This window comes from Candidatus Binataceae bacterium (genome assembly GCA_035294265.1).
Lineage (GTDB): Bacteria > Desulfobacterota > Binatia > Binatales > Binataceae > DATGLK01.
The window spans coordinates 36589-55181 of sequence record DATGLK010000035.1 but is presented as its reverse complement, the minus strand read 5'-3'; the positions used below and the strand labels follow the sequence as shown (position 1 = coordinate 55181).

21 protein-coding genes are annotated in these 18593 nt (G+C 60.2%); 16 read left to right on the top strand and 5 right to left on the bottom strand.

Annotation, left to right across the window (positions count from 1 at the left end; genetic code table 11):
• Positions 1–65 precede the first annotated feature (65 nt).
• The 12 genes from coxB to VKV28_06475 all read left to right on the top strand — a co-directional run bounded on the left by coxB (position 66) and on the right by VKV28_06475 (position 10096).
• Entirely contained in the window at positions 66–734 is a 669-nt protein-coding gene (gene coxB / locus VKV28_06530) for a cytochrome c oxidase subunit II (protein HLH76452.1), read from the top strand.
• Between the two features lie 16 nt (positions 735–750).
• The gene (locus VKV28_06525) at positions 751–2493 is read left to right on the top strand and encodes a cbb3-type cytochrome c oxidase subunit I (GenBank protein ID HLH76451.1); all 1743 of its coding nucleotides are present in this window, start codon (positions 751–753) and stop codon (positions 2491–2493) included.
• 63 nt (positions 2494–2556) lie between these two features.
• Positions 2557–3489: a COX15/CtaA family protein gene (locus tag VKV28_06520; protein ID HLH76450.1), complete on the top strand. Its 933-nt coding sequence runs from the start codon at positions 2557–2559 to the stop codon at positions 3487–3489.
• Complete coding sequence (gene cyoE / locus VKV28_06515; GenBank protein ID HLH76449.1) at positions 3486–4385, top strand: heme o synthase; 900 nt, start codon at positions 3486–3488, stop codon at positions 4383–4385. The genes VKV28_06520 and cyoE overlap by 4 nt, the downstream gene beginning before the upstream one ends.
• Positions 4386–4534: 149 nt before the next feature.
• On the top strand, positions 4535–5152 hold the full coding sequence (locus VKV28_06510; protein ID HLH76448.1) for a cytochrome c oxidase subunit 3: 618 nt from the start codon (positions 4535–4537) through the stop codon (positions 5150–5152).
• 211 nt (positions 5153–5363) lie between these two features.
• Positions 5364–5606, top strand: coding sequence for a hypothetical protein (locus VKV28_06505; protein HLH76447.1), 243 nt, complete (start codon positions 5364–5366; stop codon positions 5604–5606).
• Positions 5607–5654: 48 nt separating this feature from the next.
• The gene (locus tag VKV28_06500; GenBank protein ID HLH76446.1) at positions 5655–6287 is read left to right on the top strand and encodes a heme-copper oxidase subunit III; all 633 of its coding nucleotides are present in this window, start codon (positions 5655–5657) and stop codon (positions 6285–6287) included.
• Between the two features lie 17 nt (positions 6288–6304).
• Positions 6305–6736: a cytochrome C oxidase subunit IV family protein gene (locus VKV28_06495; GenBank protein HLH76445.1), complete on the top strand. Its 432-nt coding sequence runs from the start codon at positions 6305–6307 to the stop codon at positions 6734–6736.
• Between the two features lie 26 nt (positions 6737–6762).
• Positions 6763–7203 carry a DUF420 domain-containing protein gene (locus tag VKV28_06490; protein ID HLH76444.1) on the top strand — a complete coding sequence of 147 codons (441 nt, stop codon included), beginning with the start codon at positions 6763–6765 and terminating at the stop codon, positions 7201–7203.
• Positions 7204–7268: 65 nt separating this feature from the next.
• Positions 7269–7706, top strand: a complete 438-nt coding sequence (locus VKV28_06485) for a GatB/YqeY domain-containing protein (GenBank protein ID HLH76443.1) — start codon at positions 7269–7271, stop codon at positions 7704–7706.
• A 51-nt stretch (positions 7707–7757) separates the two neighbouring features.
• Positions 7758–9074: a cytochrome ubiquinol oxidase subunit I gene (locus VKV28_06480; protein HLH76442.1), complete on the top strand. Its 1317-nt coding sequence runs from the start codon at positions 7758–7760 to the stop codon at positions 9072–9074.
• Entirely contained in the window at positions 9071–10096 is a 1026-nt protein-coding gene (locus VKV28_06475) for a cytochrome d ubiquinol oxidase subunit II (protein ID HLH76441.1), read from the top strand. The genes VKV28_06480 and VKV28_06475 overlap by 4 nt, the downstream gene beginning before the upstream one ends.
• Before the next feature lie 233 nt (positions 10097–10329).
• Here the strand turns inward: VKV28_06475 and recO are convergent, their stop codons facing one another.
• Together recO and VKV28_06465 are read right to left on the bottom strand one after the other, a co-directional pair.
• Complete coding sequence (gene recO / locus VKV28_06470) at positions 10330–11085, bottom strand: DNA repair protein RecO (protein HLH76440.1); 756 nt, start codon at positions 11083–11085, stop codon at positions 10330–10332.
• A gap of 8 nt (positions 11086–11093) precedes the next feature.
• On the bottom strand, positions 11094–12212 hold the full coding sequence (locus tag VKV28_06465; GenBank protein ID HLH76439.1) for an AAA family ATPase: 1119 nt from the start codon (positions 12210–12212) through the stop codon (positions 11094–11096).
• A 170-nt stretch (positions 12213–12382) separates the two neighbouring features.
• Here VKV28_06465 and VKV28_06460 point away from each other — a divergent pair, with 170 nt between their 5' ends.
• The 4 genes from VKV28_06460 to VKV28_06445 all read left to right on the top strand — a co-directional run bounded on the left by VKV28_06460 (position 12383) and on the right by VKV28_06445 (position 17044).
• On the top strand, positions 12383–13045 hold the full coding sequence (locus VKV28_06460) for a hypothetical protein (protein HLH76438.1): 663 nt from the start codon (positions 12383–12385) through the stop codon (positions 13043–13045).
• 65 nt (positions 13046–13110) lie between these two features.
• On the top strand, positions 13111–14421 hold the full coding sequence (gene bamD / locus VKV28_06455; protein HLH76437.1) for an outer membrane protein assembly factor BamD: 1311 nt from the start codon (positions 13111–13113) through the stop codon (positions 14419–14421).
• A 51-nt stretch (positions 14422–14472) separates the two neighbouring features.
• Positions 14473–15990, top strand: a complete 1518-nt coding sequence (gene zwf / locus VKV28_06450) for a glucose-6-phosphate dehydrogenase (protein HLH76436.1) — start codon at positions 14473–14475, stop codon at positions 15988–15990.
• 331 nt (positions 15991–16321) lie between these two features.
• Positions 16322–17044, top strand: a complete 723-nt coding sequence (locus tag VKV28_06445; GenBank protein HLH76435.1) for an acetate uptake transporter — start codon at positions 16322–16324, stop codon at positions 17042–17044.
• A 266-nt stretch (positions 17045–17310) separates the two neighbouring features.
• Here VKV28_06445 and VKV28_06440 read toward each other — a convergent pair whose 3' ends face one another.
• Genes VKV28_06440 through VKV28_06430 form a run of 3 tightly spaced genes read right to left on the bottom strand, consistent with a single transcriptional unit; the run spans position 17311 to position 18583 of the window.
• Positions 17311–17586, bottom strand: a complete 276-nt coding sequence (locus tag VKV28_06440) for a DUF507 family protein (GenBank protein HLH76434.1) — start codon at positions 17584–17586, stop codon at positions 17311–17313.
• A gap of 4 nt (positions 17587–17590) precedes the next feature.
• Positions 17591–17866, bottom strand: a complete 276-nt coding sequence (locus VKV28_06435; protein HLH76433.1) for a DUF507 family protein — start codon at positions 17864–17866, stop codon at positions 17591–17593.
• A 15-nt stretch (positions 17867–17881) separates the two neighbouring features.
• On the bottom strand, positions 17882–18583 hold the full coding sequence (locus VKV28_06430) for a DUF1499 domain-containing protein (protein HLH76432.1): 702 nt from the start codon (positions 18581–18583) through the stop codon (positions 17882–17884).
• Positions 18584–18593 lie beyond the last annotated feature (10 nt).

The following is an 18593-nucleotide window of genomic DNA, read 5'->3' as shown; positions in this document are numbered from 1 at the left end:
AGCATCCGTTCAGTCCGCTTCCATGAGCAAAACGCCTGGTGGTAAGCATCGGCCGGAGTTCCGGCATGTTTGAGCATCTGTGGCTGCCACGCGCGGTTTCCACTTACGCGCCTAGAATCGACTTTCTCTTTACCCTGATTTTCTGGATCGTTGCCGCGGTCTGGGTGCTGGTCACCTTGATCATGCTGGTGTTTCTGCTCCGCTACCGCTCGCGGCCCGGGCGCAAGGCCGCCTATATCGAGGGTAATCCCTGGCTAGAGGCGGTGTGGACCCTGGTGACCGCGGCCATCCTGATCGGGCTGGCCCTGCTCAGTCGCGCCAGTTGGGCCGCAATCAAAGAAGGTGGGCCACCCGGCCAGGACTTCTACAAGGTCAATGCGCGCCAGTTCAACTGGGAGATAACCTATCCCGGTCCCGACGGTCGCCTGGGCACGGCGGACGACGTGGTAAGTGAGAACGATTTCCACGTTCCGGTGGGGCAAGTGGTGCGGTTTACGCTCACCTCGAACGATGTGATCCACAGTTTTTTTGTTCCCGCGCTACGGCTTAAGCAGGATGCGGTGCCGGGCCGCCAGATCCAGGTCTGGTTCGAGGCGACCCGCGTGGGTCAATACGAAATTCCGTGCGCCGAGTTGTGCGGCTTCGGCCATTCCGGGATGAAGGGAACTCTGTACGTTCAGACGCTGGCTGATTACCAGAGCTGGCTCAAACAATTTTACGCCGGCAATCGCTAGTGGGGAGCGCGGCGCGATGGCGGTAGCAATCCAAGGTAAGGTGGCACAGGCTAGGGCGCCAGGTTTTTGGCGCACCTATATCTTCGCCACCGACCACAAGATGATCGCCCGCCAGTTTCTGTTCGTCGCCTTATTCATGATGGCGCTGGGCGGGGCGATGGCAATGCTGTTGCGCTGGGAGCTGGCCTGGCCCGAAACCGCGGTTCCGCTGATGGGCTGGGTGCCGGAGCCGACGATGTACGAGGGCGCTATCCCTCCCAATACCTACAACGCGATCTTCACGATGCACGCCACCATCATGATTTTCTTTGTGGTGATGCCCATCTTGTTGGGCTGCTTTGGCAATTTTCTTATACCGCTGATGGTGGGGGCGCGCGACATGGCCTTTCCCCGCCTCAACATGTTGTCGTTTTGGACCGGGGCGCTGGCCGGAGCTATCCTGCTGTCCTCTTTTTTTGTGCCCGGCGGCGCGGCAGCCACCGGCTGGACCGCTTACGCTCCGCTCTCGGCCCAGGCCAGCTATACCGGCGTGGATTGGGGCCAGAACCTGTGGTGTATCAGCCTGATCGTGCTGGGCCTGTCCTCGCTGATGGGGGCAATCAATTACATTACCACCATCGTCAACATGCGCACCCGCGGGATGACTTTCTTTCGCCTGCCGTTGGTGATTTGGGCGCTGCTAGTCACCTCGGTTCTAGTCCTGATGGCGCTGCCGGTGCTGACTACTGCCTGCGCTTTACTGCTCTTTGATCGGATGGCGGGTACCCATTTCTTTTTGCCTCAGGGCGGTGGCGAGCCGCTGTTGTGGGAGCATCTGTTTTGGTTCTTCGGCCATCCCGAGGTGTATGTCATGATCTTGCCCGCGATGGGGATCGCCTCGGAGGTGATCGCAGTTTTTTCGCGCAAGCCGATTTTTGGCTATCGCGCAATGGCCTATGCGATGATGTCGATCGCCCTGTTGTCGTGGCTGGTGTGGGGCCATCACATGTTTCAGTCTGGCATGAATCCGGCCCTGGGCACCGGCTTCATGTTGTCGACCATGGTGATCGCGGTGCCCTCGGCGGTGAAGACCTTCAACTGGCTGGGCACGCTGTACCGTGGTGATTTGCGTTTCACCACCCCGATGTTGCACGCGTTGGCCTTTGTCGGGATGTTTGTAATCGGCGGTCTGTCGGGAATCTTTATGGCGGCCTCGCCAGTGGACATGTATATCCACGGCACGTATTTCATCGTCGCCCACATCCACTACGTGCTGTTCGGTGGCAGCCTGTTCGCGATTTTCGCCGGACTTACCTTTTGGTTTCCGAAGATGTTCGGCCGCATGCTGAGCGAGCCGCTGGGCAAACTCCATTTCTGGCTGACCCTGATCGCCTTCAACTGCACCTTTTTTCCCATGCATATTTTGGGCATCAACGGCGCGATGCGTCGGATTTACAACCCGCTGCAGTACGACTTTCTCAAACCGCTGCAGCCAATTAATGTATTTATAACCATCAGCGCCTTCGTGCTGGGCGCAGCGCAGTTCATCCTGCTGATAAACTTTATCTGGAGTGCGCGATGGGGCAGGCGGGCGAGCGATAATCCCTGGCTGGCCAACACCCTGGAATGGAGCGCGCCCTCGCCACCGTTAATGCATGGGAACTGGCCGGGCGCGCTGCCCGAGGTGCATCGCGGAGCTTACGAATATAGCTCGCCGCTGCACGACCTGGATTATTGGCCACAAAACGCAGCTCCGGGGAAAATCGTCAGTGCACCCTGAAGAAAAACAGAATGCGACTCGAACGTCATGGGTAAAGGTGATTTGAAAAGGGAACCCGCTAACTTGTCGGCGGGACTCCATCGCTACGCGCTAGTCTTGGCAGCGGCTACGCTCTGCCTGATCTTTATCGGCGGGCTGGTGACCTCGACTGGATCGGCTCTGGCGGTGCCAGATTGGCCGCTTTCCTTCCACCGGTTTTTTCCCCCGATGCGCGGGGGCGTGCTCTTCGAACATGGCCATCGGATGGTCGCCGGCATGGTGGCCCTGCTTACGCTCGGATTGGCATTGTGGGCGTGGCGACGCGAGCCGCGCCGCTATGTCCGCAGGCTGGCGCTGATTGCGGTGTTGCTGGTGGTGGTGCAGGCGGTGCTGGGCGGCTTGACCGTGCTGCTGCTGCTGCCCCTGACCCTGGCCGTCAGCCATGCAGCCTGCGCGCAAGCCTTCTTTTGCCTGACCGTCGCGTTGGCATTGATCACCAATCCGCGTTGGGAGCACTACAGCGCGGTGCCATGCAGCGAGGACTGGCCGCGGCTGCCCGCGTTGGCGGCTTTGACCACCGCCATCGTCTATTGCCAGATCCTGATTGGCGCGGTGATGCGCCATATGGGAGCGGGGCTGGCGATTCCCGACTTTCCTCTGAACTTCGGCCATTTCGTGCCCCCGTTGAATTCGCCCGACGTGGTGGTCAATTTCGCCCATCGAGTGGGAGCGGTGGTGGTCTCGATCTTCGTGCTGTGGAGCGTGGTCTGGGTCCTGCGTGGCTATCGCGAAGTAGCCCAATTGCGCCGGCCGGCCTTAGGGTTGGTGGTCCTGCTGGCGCTTCAGATTACCCTGGGGGCGATTACCGTGCTGGGACACCGCCCTGTGGTTCCCACCACGGCACACGTCGCGGTGGGTGCGGCACTGCTGGCTACTTGTCTGGTCCTGACTATACGCGCGTATCGGCTGATCGAAGTCCTCGCGCCGCAGGCCGCGACTCAGGCGGTGAGCGCATGAGATCCGAAGGCGCGGTTCTCAATTTTGAATTGCAGCGCGCCCACGGCCGGCTGGCTGACTATTGGGAATTGACCAAGCCGCGCGTGGTCGCGATGGTCCTGGTGACCACGCTGTGCGGCTTTTATCTAGGCGCCAATGGGGTATGGCAACCACAGCTCATCATGGCCCTGCTGGCAGGCACCGCGCTGGCCGCCGGCGGAACGCTGGCGCTGAATCAATTCATGGAGCGCGACCTCGACGCTCGGATGCTGCGGACGCGGACTCGTCCACTACCCGAAGGCAGATTGCGTCCGGCTGAAGCGTTGTGGTTTGGCGTAATCGTGGGTTTGGTTGGTGTCGGATATCTATATTTCGCGGTCAATCCCCTAACCGCAGCCCTGACCGCCGCTATCAGCGTGGTTTACCTGCTGATCTACACCCCGCTCAAGCGCGTCTCTTCGATTTGCAGCGTGGTTGGCGCTATTCCAGGCGCCTTGCCGCCAGTGGCGGGATGGGCAGCGGCTCATGGCAACCTGGCGGCGCCGGCTTGGGTGCTGTTTGCGATCATGTTTTTGTGGCAACTGCCCCATTCGCTGGCAATAGCTCAGCTCTACCATGAGGATTACAGCCGCGCCGGAATCCATCTGCTGCCCACCGAGGACCCTGACGGCGGCTCGACCGCACGCCAGATCGTCAGCAACAGCCTGGCCTTGCTCGCCGTGGCGCTGCTGCCTACGTTGATGGGTTTTGCCGGCCTGGCCTACGGCATAATCGCCTTCGCCCTGGGCGTTCTGATGTTGAGCTGTGGGGTGCGCTTAGCGCTCAAACCCAGCTTGCGCGCAGCGCGCCATGTGATGTTCGCCTCGCTGGTCTATTTGCCGCTGATCCTGATCGCAATGGTGTTGGATAAAATATGAGGACTTTGCGTTCAGCGTTTAAGCGATGGTTTGCCGGGCCCGACTTGCCGGCTAGCAATCGACGACTGGCCGCCATGCTGGTAGCTGCCATGGGACTGCTTAGTCTGGTTGCAGCAGCGACTATTCTGCTGCACCACTAGAATTAAGTGATGGCACGGGCAATCGCACTGAGACGCCTGCGCACTGTCCGTCATGTCTCAGACTTTGAAACTCCAGCACCGCTTATCAGCAATGGCCGCTTGGCGGTGCTTATCCTGCTTGGCGCCGAAGCGATGTTGTTCGGCGGATTTATCGGTGCCTTCCTGATCTACAAACTGAGCGCACCGTTCTGGCCCCCGCCGGGGCTGCCGCGCTTGCCGATCGCTGTGACCTGGGCCAACACCATGGTCCTGCTCGGCAGCGCCATGACCATGAAGCTGGCGGTTGAAGCGGCGCGCGAAGGCCGGCGATTCCATTTGCGCGCCTGGTTGTTGCTGACCGCTGCGCTGGGCACGCTGTTTGTGTCGGTTCAAGGCAGCGAATGGACGCGCTTGGAGGCTCATGGCCTGCATCTACATAGCGGCAACTACGGCGCGACGTTCTACGTTCTGATCGGATTGCACGCTCTTCACGTTATATGCGCAGTTCTGTGGTTGTTAGGCGTGACCGTGGCCGTCGTGCTTGCACGGCCGGGGCAGGATCGACGGGCCGCGGTCGAGGTGTGCGCCATCTACTGGTATTTTGTCTGCGCGGTCTGGCCCCTGTTATTCGGCCTGGTCTATTTTTAGGCTCGATAGGGTAGACACAGTGTTTTTTAGCCAAAAAACGATTTATCGCGGCTGGCATGGATTTGCTTGGCAAGTTGCCGCGCGGGCGAGGGTCTGCGTCAGCACGACCAATCATCCGCCTGTCCCTTTTTGCAGATGCCCATCCCTTAGTCCTATCCCTGCTCAGGGAGGGTGGGTTGCAACCAGGACAATGGGGTCTTGGGTCAGGCAAATGACCGTTGGCCTGGTCGCGCTCCTGAGCGTGGTGGTTCCCAAACTGGCTTGGGCCTGCGCGGTGTGCGGACTGCCGGCGGGTGACCACGCCGCTCACGCCTTCGATACCAGCATCTTATTCATGATGGCGGTACCCTATGCCGTCTGCGCCATCGCGGCGGTGGTGGGATGGTGCGCCTATCGTAACGGCCGGCGGCGTATCCAAGAGCGGATGCACAAGGGCGCGGGAGCGCGGCCGTGACGGACGTTTTTCGGGCCGCGTGCGTTAGCTGGCCGCTAGAGGGAACCAATGAGTGAAAGCTCGACGGCCGTCGGCACGCCAGAACCCCAGGCGCACGGCGGTTTTGAAGATGCAGTTGAAACTCCGCTTACGCCCGGTAGCCGCGGCAAACTGGGGATGTGGATCTTTTTGGTGGGTGACGCGACCACCTTCGGCACCGTGATCGCGGCTTACGCGGCACTGCGGATCGGTAACCTCAACTGGCCTCTGCCTTCCACGATCCTGGGCATTCCTGCCACTGCCCTGATGACCTTCGTCCTGATTTGCAGCAGTATGACGATGGTGCAGGCGTTGGCGGCGATACGTCAAGACCGACAGCTGGCGTTTCGCGTCTTCTTGTTCCTGACGGTCGTGGGCGGGTTGCTGTTCTTGGGACTGCAGGCGCGCGAATGGCATCATCTCATCTTCACGCGCGGCTTGTCGATCAAAACCAGTTTGTTCAGCGCTACCTTCTTTCTGCTGACCGGTTTTCACGGATGCCACGTCATTGCCGGCGTACTGCTCCTGAGTGTTCTGCTGATACGAGGGCTATTGGGTAAGTTGGGCGCGGCGCAGGCCCGTACCGTGGAAGTGGCGGGGCTGTACTGGCATTTTGTTGACCTGGTGTGGATTTTGATTTTTACCTTCGTTTATCTGATCTAGCGCCGAGGCGACCTTTGATGGAGCAGGCGATTGAGCCCGGCCGCGTGCCGGTGGAATATATCGAGCCCAATTATCTGGCGATTTGGCTTTATCTGGCGGTTCTGACCGGACTCGAGTTGCTGGTGGTTTACGCGCGCCTGGACAAGGCCTTGATGGTTGGGCTGCTGATCGGCTTGGCGTGGGCCAAGGTCGCGATGGTGGCGATGTATTTCATGCATTTGCGCTTCGAGCGGCGCGGGATGCTGGTGGTGGCGCTAAGCCCGCTGCTGCTCATCATGGTGATGGTCACTGTGCTGGTGCCCGACGTCTCTACCCGCGACTACGCCCGCCACGGCAGCGGCGAGGTAGCCTGGATGGTGCGCGCGGTCGCGCATAATCTGCAAAACATTAATCCCAATAGTGATAGTTTGCCGGGAGCAAATCCTCAAGGCGCCGATAGGGTCCGCTGAGTGGCAAGTATCGGAGAGTCGAGCTGATGCTTGCTGGGGTGCCTTACCTGGCCACGGCTAACGCAACCCTCAACCTGGTGGCGGCAATCTTCCTGGGCGCGGGTTTCTACTTTATCCGGCAGGGACGGGTCACGGCCCATCGGCGATGCATGGTCTTGGCCTTCGTCGTGTCGGTGGTCTTTTTGGTCTGCTATCTGCTTTACCATTACCAGGTCGGCGACGTGCGCTTCAGCGGCCAGGGCCTTATCCGCCCGGCCTACTTCATTCTCCTGATTTCTCACATCCTGCTCGCCTTTGCCGTCCCGCCGCTGGCGATTATCACCTTGACGCGTGCTTTGCGTGGTAATTTCAAGGCTCATCGCCGGATCGCGCGCTTTACTTGGCCTATCTGGATGTACGTCTCAATCACCGGCGTGATCGTCTATTTTCTGGTCTACATTGCCTATGGACCGCCTAACATCCATTAACATTGGAGCGGTTTTGGCGGCAGTGATGATTAGCGCGGGCGGAGTGGGCCGGGTATTTTGAAGCCATGAAAGAGCGATTGCAGGACGATCTGAAGGCGGCGATGAAAGCCCACGATAATATCCGGGTGATGACCATTCGTGGAGTTTTGGCCGAGATTACCCGCACTGAGAAAGATACGCGCCATCCGGCCACCGAAGCTGAAGTGATGGCGGTGCTCAAACGCGAGCGGGGGCGGCGCGAGGAAGCGCTTGGGTTTGCCCGCCAGGGGAATCGCCAGGATCTGATCGAGCAGTACGAAGCCGAGGCGCGCGTGTTGGACGGCTATATTCCAGCCGCGGTGGACGCCGAGCAGGTACGAGCCGCCATCGCCGCGGAGATTGATGCTGGACATAATCAGATCGGATCGATCATGAAGAGCCTGCGCGAGCGCTTTGGCGCCCGCCTGGACAACAAGCTGGCCAGCGATCTGATCCGCTCAGCGCTGGGGAAGCTGAGTAAATAGTCGAAGTGCATAGCAGCCCGCCGAACGCATTTGGCTGCGAAGGCACGGTCTATGACCAATCTGATTGCAGCTCGTTGTCAGATGGGGGTCTCGCTAGGATTCCACATTGTTTTCGCGGTCATCGGCGTGGCAATGCCCCTGATGATGGTCATGGCCGAAGCGCATTACGCGCGGAGCGGCGACCAAACCAGCCTTGTGCTGGCCCGGCGATGGGCGCGCGGGACCGCCATTCTGTTCACCGTTGGCGCGGTTTCGGGCACAGTACTGTCGTTTGAGCTAGGTCTCCTTTGGCCCCGCTTCATGGCCTTGGCGGGTGCCATCTTCGGCTGGCCCTTTGCCCTGGAAGGCTTCGCCTTTTTCACTGAGGCGATTTTTTTGGGCATTTATCTGTTCGGCTGGGAGCGGTTGTCGCGCGGGATGCATCTGGGTGCCGGCGTGATCGTCGCGATTAGTGGCGCCCTCTCCAGTATGTTCGTAGTCTCGGCTAACGCCTGGATGAACACCCCGGCCGGATTCACGCTTATTGACGGCAAACCGGCAACCGTCGATCCGATGGCTGCCATGCTCAATCCGGCGGCGCTCTCCCATGGCCTGCACATGACCTCCGCTGCTTATGTCGCCACTGGCTTCTTGGTTGCGGGAATCCATGCGCTGGGACTGCTTAAAGAGCCCACCAGCGTCTTCCATCGCCGTGCCCTAGCTATTGCGCTGATAGTGGGAGGGTTGGCGGCGGTTACTCAACCCATCAGCGGCGATCGGGCGGGCGAGATCGTGGCTCGTTATCAACCCGCCAAGCTAGCCGCCCTGGAAGGATTGTTCAAAACTGAAAAAAGAGCGCCTCTGACCATTGGCGGCTACGTCGAAACCGCCCAACGGCGGACGGTCTACGGGCTAAGGATTCCGCTCCTGCTTAGCCTGATCGCGTTGCGCGATCCAAACGCTACTGTGAGCGGGCTCGACGCCTTCGCGCGCCAGGACTGGCCTCCTTTTCTGCCGCTGCTCCATCTGAGCTTTGACGCGATGGTCGGGATCGGCTTTCTGCTACTGGCGTTGACCCTCTGGGGGGTCTGCAGCTATTGGCGGACGCGGCAAGTACCGACCAGCCGGGGATTTTTGCTGGCGCTTATCTGCGCGGCGCCGTTGGGAATGATTGCGGTCGAATTGGGCTGGATCGTAACCGAGCTTGGGCGTCAACCCTGGATTATCTACGGAATAATGCGCACCTCCAGCGGGGTCACGCCGATGCCCGGACTGATCGCACCCTTCATTGCGATCACTCTGGTCTATCTGCTGCTGATGGCCGTGGTGATTCAACAGTTATGGATGATGACGATTGATTCGCCTCGCCGGACGTCAGAGCTAGCATGACTAGTTTGGCTCCAATGTTCAGCTTGCCCGGAATGACGGCGGGCGCTCTGCTAACCGCGCTCACGCTGTATTTTTTGTCGGGAGGAGCTGACTTTGGCGGCGGGGTGTGGGACTTACTCTCCACGGGTGCGCGCAAAACCGCACAGCGCAAGCTTATTACACAGGCTTTGGAACCCATCTGGGAGGCCAACCATGTCTGGCTGGTTCTTATTATCGTTGGCTTGTGGACCGGGTTTCCGCTGGCGTTTGCACATATCACTACACTGCTACATGTCCCCCTATTGATAATGCTTCTGGGGATCGTGTTGCGCGGCACCGCATTCAGTTTTAGTACCCAGGGCGTGCTTTCGGCACGAGCGGCAAAACTGGCTACGCATCTTTTCGCGATTTCCAGCACCATCGTGCCGGCCTTACTCGGTATCGTACTGGGCGCGGTCGCCTCGGGACGTTTGCCGCAACAGCCCCAGCGCGCCGCCGACTTCTTCACGCCTTGGCTGGGACTGTTCCCATTGTGGATCGGCTTTTTTGCCCTGGCACTCGCGGCTTACCTCTCGGCGGTCTATCTCACTGTCGAAGCCGAGGGAGACCTCGCGTTGCAAAATGATTTTCGCTTGCGTGCGCTTGTTGCTGGCGCGGTGGGTGCAGTCGGGGCCGCCGGCGGCTACCTTAGCGCCAAGCGCGACGCGCCCGTGCTGTGGACCGGGTTGATTCGACATTGGTGGTCCTGGCCGCCGCAAATTGCGGCTATCCTTTTGGGACTTTTAGCCTTCGTGATGCTATGGCAAAGGCGTTTTCATTTTGCTCGAGCCTGTGCCATCGCGCAGGTGGCTCTGGTGATATGGGGGTGGGGGTTGGCTCAGTTTCCTTATCTGGTAGTCGCGCATCTGACCGTGTTTGACTCGGGTGCAGTAGCAAGCACCCTGCGCTACTTGCTGGTATCGTTGGTTGTGGGGGCGCTAATTCTGTTTCCATCCTTCGGGGGGCTTTATTGGCTGTTCAAGGGGCGCCGACTGCGGGCGTGAGGGAAGCGGTTACGGTCGGCGGTCGATGATGGTCATGCGAGCGCAGTTGCAATTCTTTCTCCTGGATCAGAGAGGAACTTAATAGGGGTGGTATCTTTTCGAGCTGCGCCGCTGCCAGCCGAAGCAGCGGCACTTTCACAGCAGGGGGCCAGAGAAGGTCTACCGACGGCGAATCATCGGCCTACAGCCCCTCTAGGCCTCTTCGCCACTCTGGCGACAATGCCCTAGGTCGGTTACAGCACCTGCTCAAGGAAGCTCAGCGAGCGCAACTTGCGTTCCAGCAGCGGAGAGATGAAGCGGCCGATGGCAGCTTGCGCCTGTGGGCTGGCCCACTGCGCTTGCCCGACTTCAGCCAATGGCATCGAGCCCAGGCGGCTGAGCGCGGCGACACTGGCGGCATCCAGGTTGATGGCCTCGTTGTCGGCGCCGACCCGGCAGGCTTGGCATACGATCCCGCCATGAGACACCATGAAGCCGAAGCTTTTGACCTGAGGCCCGGGCTTGGCGGCGCATAGGCGGCAGCGGGTAAACTCAAGCTGATAGCCGGCCCAGCGCAGGAGTTGCAACTCGAAAGCCTGACGCAAGGCCGGGCTGGGGCCCAGGCGGGTCAGCGCTAGCATCGCGGCCGCCAGGACTTCATAAGCGCCGGCGCTGTCACCCTGTTCGCGGCTAAGCGCGTCGGTCAATTCGACTAGATAGCTGCCCAGCCCGATTTTGCCCAGGTCGTCGGTCAAATCGAAGGCGGGCAGGGCGGCGGCTTCGGCGCGGGTGATGAACACCAGCTCCCCCTGCGGGCGGCGCCGATAATAGACCATCACATGGGAGAAGACTTCCAGCTTACGCTCGAAGCGGCGTCGCGATTGCTTGGCGCCCTTGGCGATACCGGCCAACTTGCCGGAATCGCGGGTAAGCAGGGTGACAATCCGATCGGACTCGGCATAGTCGCGGGTGCGCAGTACGATGGCGGGAGAAACTTCTTCGGCCGGCATGGCGGCGCTTACAACTCTTGAAGCATCGTCTGCTGGATTTTCTTGACCTGCGCGCGCATCGTTTCGACTGCGGCCAGGGGTCGCCCACTGTTGCTTGCTTCGCGCATCAGGCTGTCGAAGCGCAGCAGGATATTGGCGATTTTGGCGGTGGCTTCGAACCGCGCGCGGTCGCGCAATTCCTGGCTTTCCCAAGCGCGATTGGCGTATTCGTGGAGCTCTTCGCTCTGAATCAGCAACTCGCGTGCGGTCTCTTCGTAGCCCTTGATGAGCTGGCGGATGACGTCGCGCAGCTTGCCGCGCTCCTCGGGATCCTTCCACAGCACATGCTGCAGAAAGGGCAGATCTTCCTCGCTGACCTGCTCCCGTCCCATCAACAGGGCGTGAGCGCGCAGCACCTGCAGGGCTTGGTGGTAACGTCGATCGGAGGCGATTATTTGCTGGGCGCGCAGCTCGCGGCGCAAATCTGCTACGGTGTGCATCACCCCAGCCGGCAGCTCTATGGCAGCCGTGGCTTGGCGCAGCTCGGCCAATTCAGTGAATTGGATACGGGTGCGCTGCACCGGAGCCTGAGCCTCGATCATCTTGAGGAAGCGAAAATCCTCGACAATATAGTCGACCACGAAACGGAGCAGAAACCGATCGTAGAGCGCGGTGAGGTCGTCCTCCTCGGGCAATTCGTTCGACGCGCCGAACAGCGTGATCAAAGGCACCGCCATGCGCTCTCGGCCATTGTGAAAAAACCGCTCGTTGGCGATTGTCAGCAGGGCGTTGAGAATGGCCGAGTTGGCTTTGAAGACCTCGTCGAGAAAGGCGATATGGGCTTCAGGCAGTTTGTGGCTGGTCACCCGGCGGTAGTCGTCATGCTCCAGGGCGCGCAGGCTGACCGCGCCAAACAGCTCCTCGGGGGTGGTGAATTTGGTCAGCAGCCACTGAAAGTAAGTAGCGCCTTCGATACGTTGGCAAAGCTCTTCGGCCAGCATCGATTTGGCGGTTCCCGGCGGTCCAACGATCAACACGTGTTGGGCTGCTAGCAGGGCGCACAGGGCACCGTCGACCAACTCGCCGCGCTCTTGAAACTGCCCGTTGAGCTCCTCTCGGATGCGGACCAATTTTTCGTGCGCGCTCATTTTCCCGTCAGGTTAGCAAAGCCCGCCCGCCCCTCAAATAACCTAGCCTCGGCTGGCTCGCCTCTCGCGGCTGGCGGCGCGATCGGCTAGCGTGATGCATCGTTGATATCCGCTGCGCTCGCCCCCCGGACTTCGCCTGGCAAAGGGTTGAGCGCCCGCAGTCAGCCTCGATGGCACGAATTCGCAACACCGCGCGCTTGTTTCGCGATCCTGCCTTTGCCTTGGCACTTTCTGAGCTGGACAAGGAGGTGACACGTGGTGGCGTCTTCCGCGTTGATCCGGAAGGATGGTTTTCCCGGCCGGCACCGCTTGAAGTCGAAATCGGCGCCGGTAAAGGCGACTTCATCGTGGCTTGGGCCCGAGCCCATACGGCTCACAATTTTCTGGCTCTAGAACTGGGCGGCTCGGCTTTCCACTGGTTGATGCGGGCGGTAATCGACGCTGGGCTTCCCAATTTACGCGCGCTTCACGCCGACGCTCGCAGCGTGGTTAACCTGATGCTGCCGGCAGCCAGCGTCGCGGCCTTCCACATTTATTTTCCCGATCCCTGGCCAAAAAATCGCCATCAGCGCCACCGGCTTTTTTCTCCTGCCTTCGTAGCCGGTCTGGCCCGATGCCTGCAGTCCGACGGCATAGTCTATCTAGCTACCGACGTGCAGGCCTATTTCTGCGTGCTTAGCAAGCTGATGGAGGAGGGGGGCTTCGAACTTGTCCAAAGGCCGGGAACCGACGACCTGCGCGGTACTTTCGGGCGCAAGTTCGAGCGTGCCGGCCGTCCCATTTTCCGCGCCTGCTACGCGCGGAAGGTGGCTAATTTTGTGCCGCATAAGTGAGCAAGCTGGTGAGATGCTCAGCTTGCCTTCGCCCCCCTCATTTCATAGGCTGCTAGGGGTTCCAAATGAAAGTTCGGCTACTTTCGCTATCACTTTGCCTGGCGCTCCTGACTGGTGCTTGCGCCAACAAAAAGGTTCCCTCGGTCCACGATTACTATTCGCAGGGCGAGTATTTTTACGACCGCGGCGTGTACAAAGGCGCGATCGAAAACTACCAGCGCCTAGTCGACCAGTATCCCTTTAGTCCCTTGGCCGAGCAGGCGGAACTTAAGATCGGGCTGACCTACTACACGATGCATGACTATCCCGAGGCGATCAGTGCCTTGAGCGATTTTGTCCGAATGCATCCCATGAACAAGGAACTGCCGCTGGCGAGCTATTATCTGGGGATGTCGTATTTCGACCAGATGCACGGACCGGCCCAGGACCAGAGCAACACCAAGTCGGCGATGGAGCAGTTCCGGTTGTTAGAAGCGCATTATCCGGAGAGTGCGTTCGCCGAGTTGGCCCATCAGCGGATTGAGGTCTGCCGGCAGGTGCTGGCTGGCAACGAGTACATGATTGGCAGCTACTACGCCAAGCAGGCCAATTTTCCCGCCGCCGAGTCGCGTTATGCCGAACTGATGGAGATGTATCCCGAGACGCCGGTGGCACCCAAGGGATTGTACGATTTGGCCGAAACCTTGAAGAAAGAAGGCAAGAAATATTCGGCGGCACAGGCTTTCGCAGCGATCAAGGCGGATTACGGCAAAACCAAATATGCCGCGCTTGCCGACAAGGAGCTAAAGCAACTTAACCAGCCGGTCGATACCGAAGAGGATCCACTGAGGCTGGTATTGGCGGAAAGCGGCTTCGGCCCCCCTCAGGACGAACCGCCCCTGATAACCGTTAGTCATCACGAACGCGACGGGATGAGCGCCGGAGCGGCGCCGGTGGCTGGTGGCGCGGCGCTGACCCCGGCAGTCGCCGACAACGGCCCGCCGGTTACGCTGCGCGGGATTCGGCTGGCCTCTTCGCCCAAGCCGATATCGATTATTTTCGATCTGAGCGGTCCGGTTAAGTTCCAAAAGCATTTTGAGGGCGGTCCCGATTTCAGCACCCTGACCGTGCGGATGCTTAATACCCAGCCCGATTCCAAGCTGGACCAGCATATGGTGTTCGACCGCTCGATCTTTCGCGATTCCGACATTAAAAGTGACGGTACCTCCACTACGGTGGTGGTCAATACCACCCATGTGGCCCGCTTTGCGATCATTCCGCTCGAAGAACCCTCGCGCCTGCTGATAACCTTTACCAGTGATGAAACCGATTTGGGCCAGGCGGGTGACCAGACCACGGACAGTCAGGAAGGCGACGCGTCGAGCGATCAGCCCTGATCGAATAAGCCAAAATTCGCGCCCCGGGCGGCGAGCTAAGGTGAATTAGCGATGGCTCAAATTGTACGGTTAGCCGGGGCCGCCGCGGTGCCCCCATGCTCGATAGTGATTTTCGGTGCTTCCGGCGATTTGGCGATGCGCAAGCTGATGCCGGCGCTTTACGATCTCGATGCCTGCCAACAGGGGATGCTGGCCGAGACCACGCGAATTGTAGGTGCCGCGCGTCGTCCTCTCAGCCAGGAGCAATTTCGTGCCCACGCGGCCGAGGGGATCAAACGCTTTTCCCGCAGCGGCTTTAATGACGAATGCTGGCGGCGCTTTGCCGCTCGCCTGCATTATGTGCCCGGAGCGGAGGGCGCCACCGGCTTCGCCCACTTGCGCGACGCTCTGCAGCAAATTGAAGCTGCCGCCAACCTGCCACCTAATCGCATCTTCTATCTGGCTATTCCGCCCGGCTCGATTCAGAAATGGGTGGAATGGCTCCATCAGGTTGGATTGATCAATCCCCCCGAGGTTGCGGGCTTTACCCGAGTGGTGGTGGAAAAACCGATCGGCAACGACTTGGCCAGCGCATTGGCGATCAACCAGGGCCTGCATCGCTACTTAGCGGAAAGTCAAATTTTTCGAATTGACCATTACCTGGGTAAGGAAACCGTCCGCAATTTCATGGTGCTGCGCTTTGCCAACAGCATCTTCGAGCAGGTTTGGAACAACCATCACGTCGATAACGTGCAGATCACGGTGGCGGAACACGAAGGGGTGGGCACGCGCGCGGATTATTACGATCATGCCGGCGCCTTGCGCGATATGGTCCAGAATCATTTACTGCAACTGCTGGCCCTAATTGCGATGGAGCCGCCGGTCACGCTGGAGGCCGACGCTATTCAGGAGGCCAAGCTAAACGTGCTGCGCGCACTGGGGCCGCTTACGCCCGCCGAGGTCGCCAACCAGGTAGTGCGGGGGCGCTATACCAGTGGACAAATCGAGGGCCAGACGGTCCCGGGGTATCTGGAAGAGGCCGGGGTGAGCGCCGGCTCGCAAAGTGAAACCTTCGTGGCGCTCAAACTGTCTATCAACAACTGGCGGTGGTCGGGAGTACCTTTCTACCTGCGCACCGGCAAACGGCTGGCAAAACGCACCAGCTCCATCGCAATCCACTTCCGGCCCTTGCCGCGGATTTTGTTCGCCGAGCACGCCGATTTGCCGGCCAATATTTTGATGCTGCGGATTCAACCCGATGAGGGTTTTTCTCTGACGGTGTCGGCCAAGCATCCGGGCTTGGGCTTGACCATCCAGCCTGTGCGGATGGACCTCCATTACGCCGGCGTCTTCGGTGCCACCTCGCCCGAGGCTTACGAGATGCTACTGTATGAAGTGATGTTGGGGGATCAGACCTTGTTCGTGCGCGCGGACATGGTGGAGCGTTCGTGGGGCTTCGTCCAGAGCATTCTGGACGCTTGGCGCGGGGAGAACCCGCCGCGGCTGGCGGTTTATCCGGCCGGAAGTTGGGGACCGCCGGCGGCGGATGAGCTGCTGGCGCGCGGCGGCCACCTCTGGTGCGAGCCTTAATCAGGCCCCGAAGGCCGAGCGCGTCGCGCTTCTTGACGCAAAGGGTACCCAGTTTAGAGCATTAGTTCTTGAAGTACGCGCACCTTCAAGCTGAGGCCGGCTGTTCCTCCGTCTCGGCGCCACGTAAATTGCCCGGCATGGCAGTCGGGGTGCGGGTCGCGGATAAAAAGTTTCGCGGGGGAAATCAGGGGCATAAAATTTTGTCTATAGAGACAAAGATCGTGCCGGTTTAGCCCGGCCGGTTGCACTTAACCTTCCGTCTGTCCTTTCCAAGCGCGCCGCGCGCGGGACCAAGTCGGCCCTTAACCATTGCACTGATGGAGGAGCCTTTATGCTGACGCCGGGCAAAGATAAAGGAATCGCCAACCCGTTTCCATTGGGGCTGGCCTGTCTTGGAATCACTACTTTCTTGTTGGGTTTTGCCGTTCTGTTTCAATCGCCGACGGGCTGGATGCCATATTTCGGCGAGGCCGTCCTTATCGGCGGCGTCGGTGAGTTGTTGGCTGGAATGTGGAGCTTTGCTTATGGCAATACGATGGGCGCGACCCTCTTTTCCTACGTTGGCGTCCTTTATGCCTGGTTCGGGCTGATTAACGCCCCTAACTTGGCGGCCTTCGGCATGCTCTCCTCCAGCGCCACCATCCGCGCCAGCGCCTCGATTTCCATCGGCATGGTATTGTTGGTCTCGGGTGTGATTATCGCCTATTTGTGGGTGGCTTCCTTCGCTGAATCGGCCACCCTCAACGGCACCCTGCTGTTTTTGTGGCTGTCGTGGGTGTTGCTGGGAATCGCACACTTTGGCCCGTATGGCTTGGTGGGGATCGCAGGCGGCGCCGCCGCCATCTTAAGCTCGCTGGGCGCTGCTTACGGGTCGTTCGCCGAGGCCTTCAACGAGGCGTATCGCAGTGAGGTGATGCCGGTGGGGCTGATCCCTTCGGTGCGCGATCGCGCAGAGAACGAGGAGTACGAGCGCATTCGACGGCTGCATGCCGAAGGGCTACGCGCCGGACCGACGCCGTCCACGATCCAGCCTCATACCGATCTGCACGCCTGAGCTATCCTCGTTTGGCAAAGCCGGGGGTGTAAGCTCCCCGGCTTTGCACTTTTTGTGTTGCTTTGTAATCAAGGCTGGCGGAGGCGCCTGGCCGAAAGGCTTGCGCGACATGGAGGGGCCGAGACGCCCGCCCTAAGAGCCGCCGCCGGGCATAGACAGCCTAGCCTGAGAAAAATCCTTCGCCATCATCTACCCCCACCTCTCTACTGGTCGGGGGAGAAGCTTCAGCAATTTATAGATGACGGCATTTGCAGAAAGTCTCGCGGTCAGCGCGGCCCTTTTTTGCGTTGCTCTTCCTCACGGTAGCGGCGATAGAGAATTTGCCATTCGCTGCTGCCCTCGACCACGCCGCGGCGCAGGGAGGCGATTTTGCGCCGGACCACGGCATCAAGCTGGTCGCCACGCTCGGCCCATTGACCCACTATTTCACGCCCCCGGCGCAGGGCCAGGGAGAAATTAGGAATCTCGGCCAAGCCTTCGTCGCGCAAGCGGGTAAGGGCTTCACGAACTAAAAACAGCATCCGCGCTTCGCTCAGCTTCATTTGACTACAGGGTAAACCCCTTTTGTTCGGCTAGGCGCTGCTTGATGAGCGTGCGCAGCCGGGTGGCGTCGACGCCCGGATGCTGGCGAGCCTGAGTCTCGGCCATCCGCTCGGCCTCCTCGTCCAGCTTGGCTTCGATCTCGAAGTTGTCGGAGAAAAGTTCGACCACGCAGGCAATGACATCTTGCACTGGGGCTTTCAAAACGAGTTGCCCGTGGGCAATCAACCCCTCGATCAAGGCGTGAGCCAGAGCGTCGATTTCAGACTCTCTAATCGGCACAAGATACTCCCATTTTCAGCGCCACCCGCTGGCGCGTAAGCGTTGCTGGAGGATTTGAGCTTGGCTGACATAGGCCTGCTCGACGGGTTGGCTCAGGGCCGCGTAAAACTCCTGGATATGACCCAGGTTGGCGCCGAAGTCGGGCAAGAGATGTCGCGAGCGCGAGCATAAGGCGATCTCGCTGTCGGGCAAAACTACGATTTTGATGTCGTCAACCAGTCCCAGCAGGCGTGAGCTATAGGTACATTGCAGCGTGCGGGAAGCGGAATCAACGCCCACCAAACGCCATCCGCCAAGATTTTGAACGGTCTGGCGGCTGAGCGCAAAGAGTTGATCCGGGGTAAGGCCCGGAAAGCCGCGTTGAACGAGTTCTGGAAAGCGCGGGCCAGAGGGCGTGAGGGGCGAAAGGGCGCGTGTTAACGATGCTCGCGCCGCGCGCCGGCCACTGGCGCGGGGCGCGAGCTGATCACACGCCGCCAAGCTCGCGCCTCGCACGCTGGTCGCGGCCCAGTTGCGCCACAGGTAGCGGCTCAAGCGGGCGCGCAGGCCCGGCGGCGCCAGCAATGCCACATTGTTGAGCGCGATCGCACCGGCGGCGGCGCTCAACAGCAGGCCCAGTGCTCCGGCTGCGGTCAATAACAGGCCGTGACGGCTGTATCGCTGGGGGCGGGTGCTCGCCCGCCGGCGCTGGGCGGAGCGCGGCCTAGGCTTTGCCACCCGCGCTCCG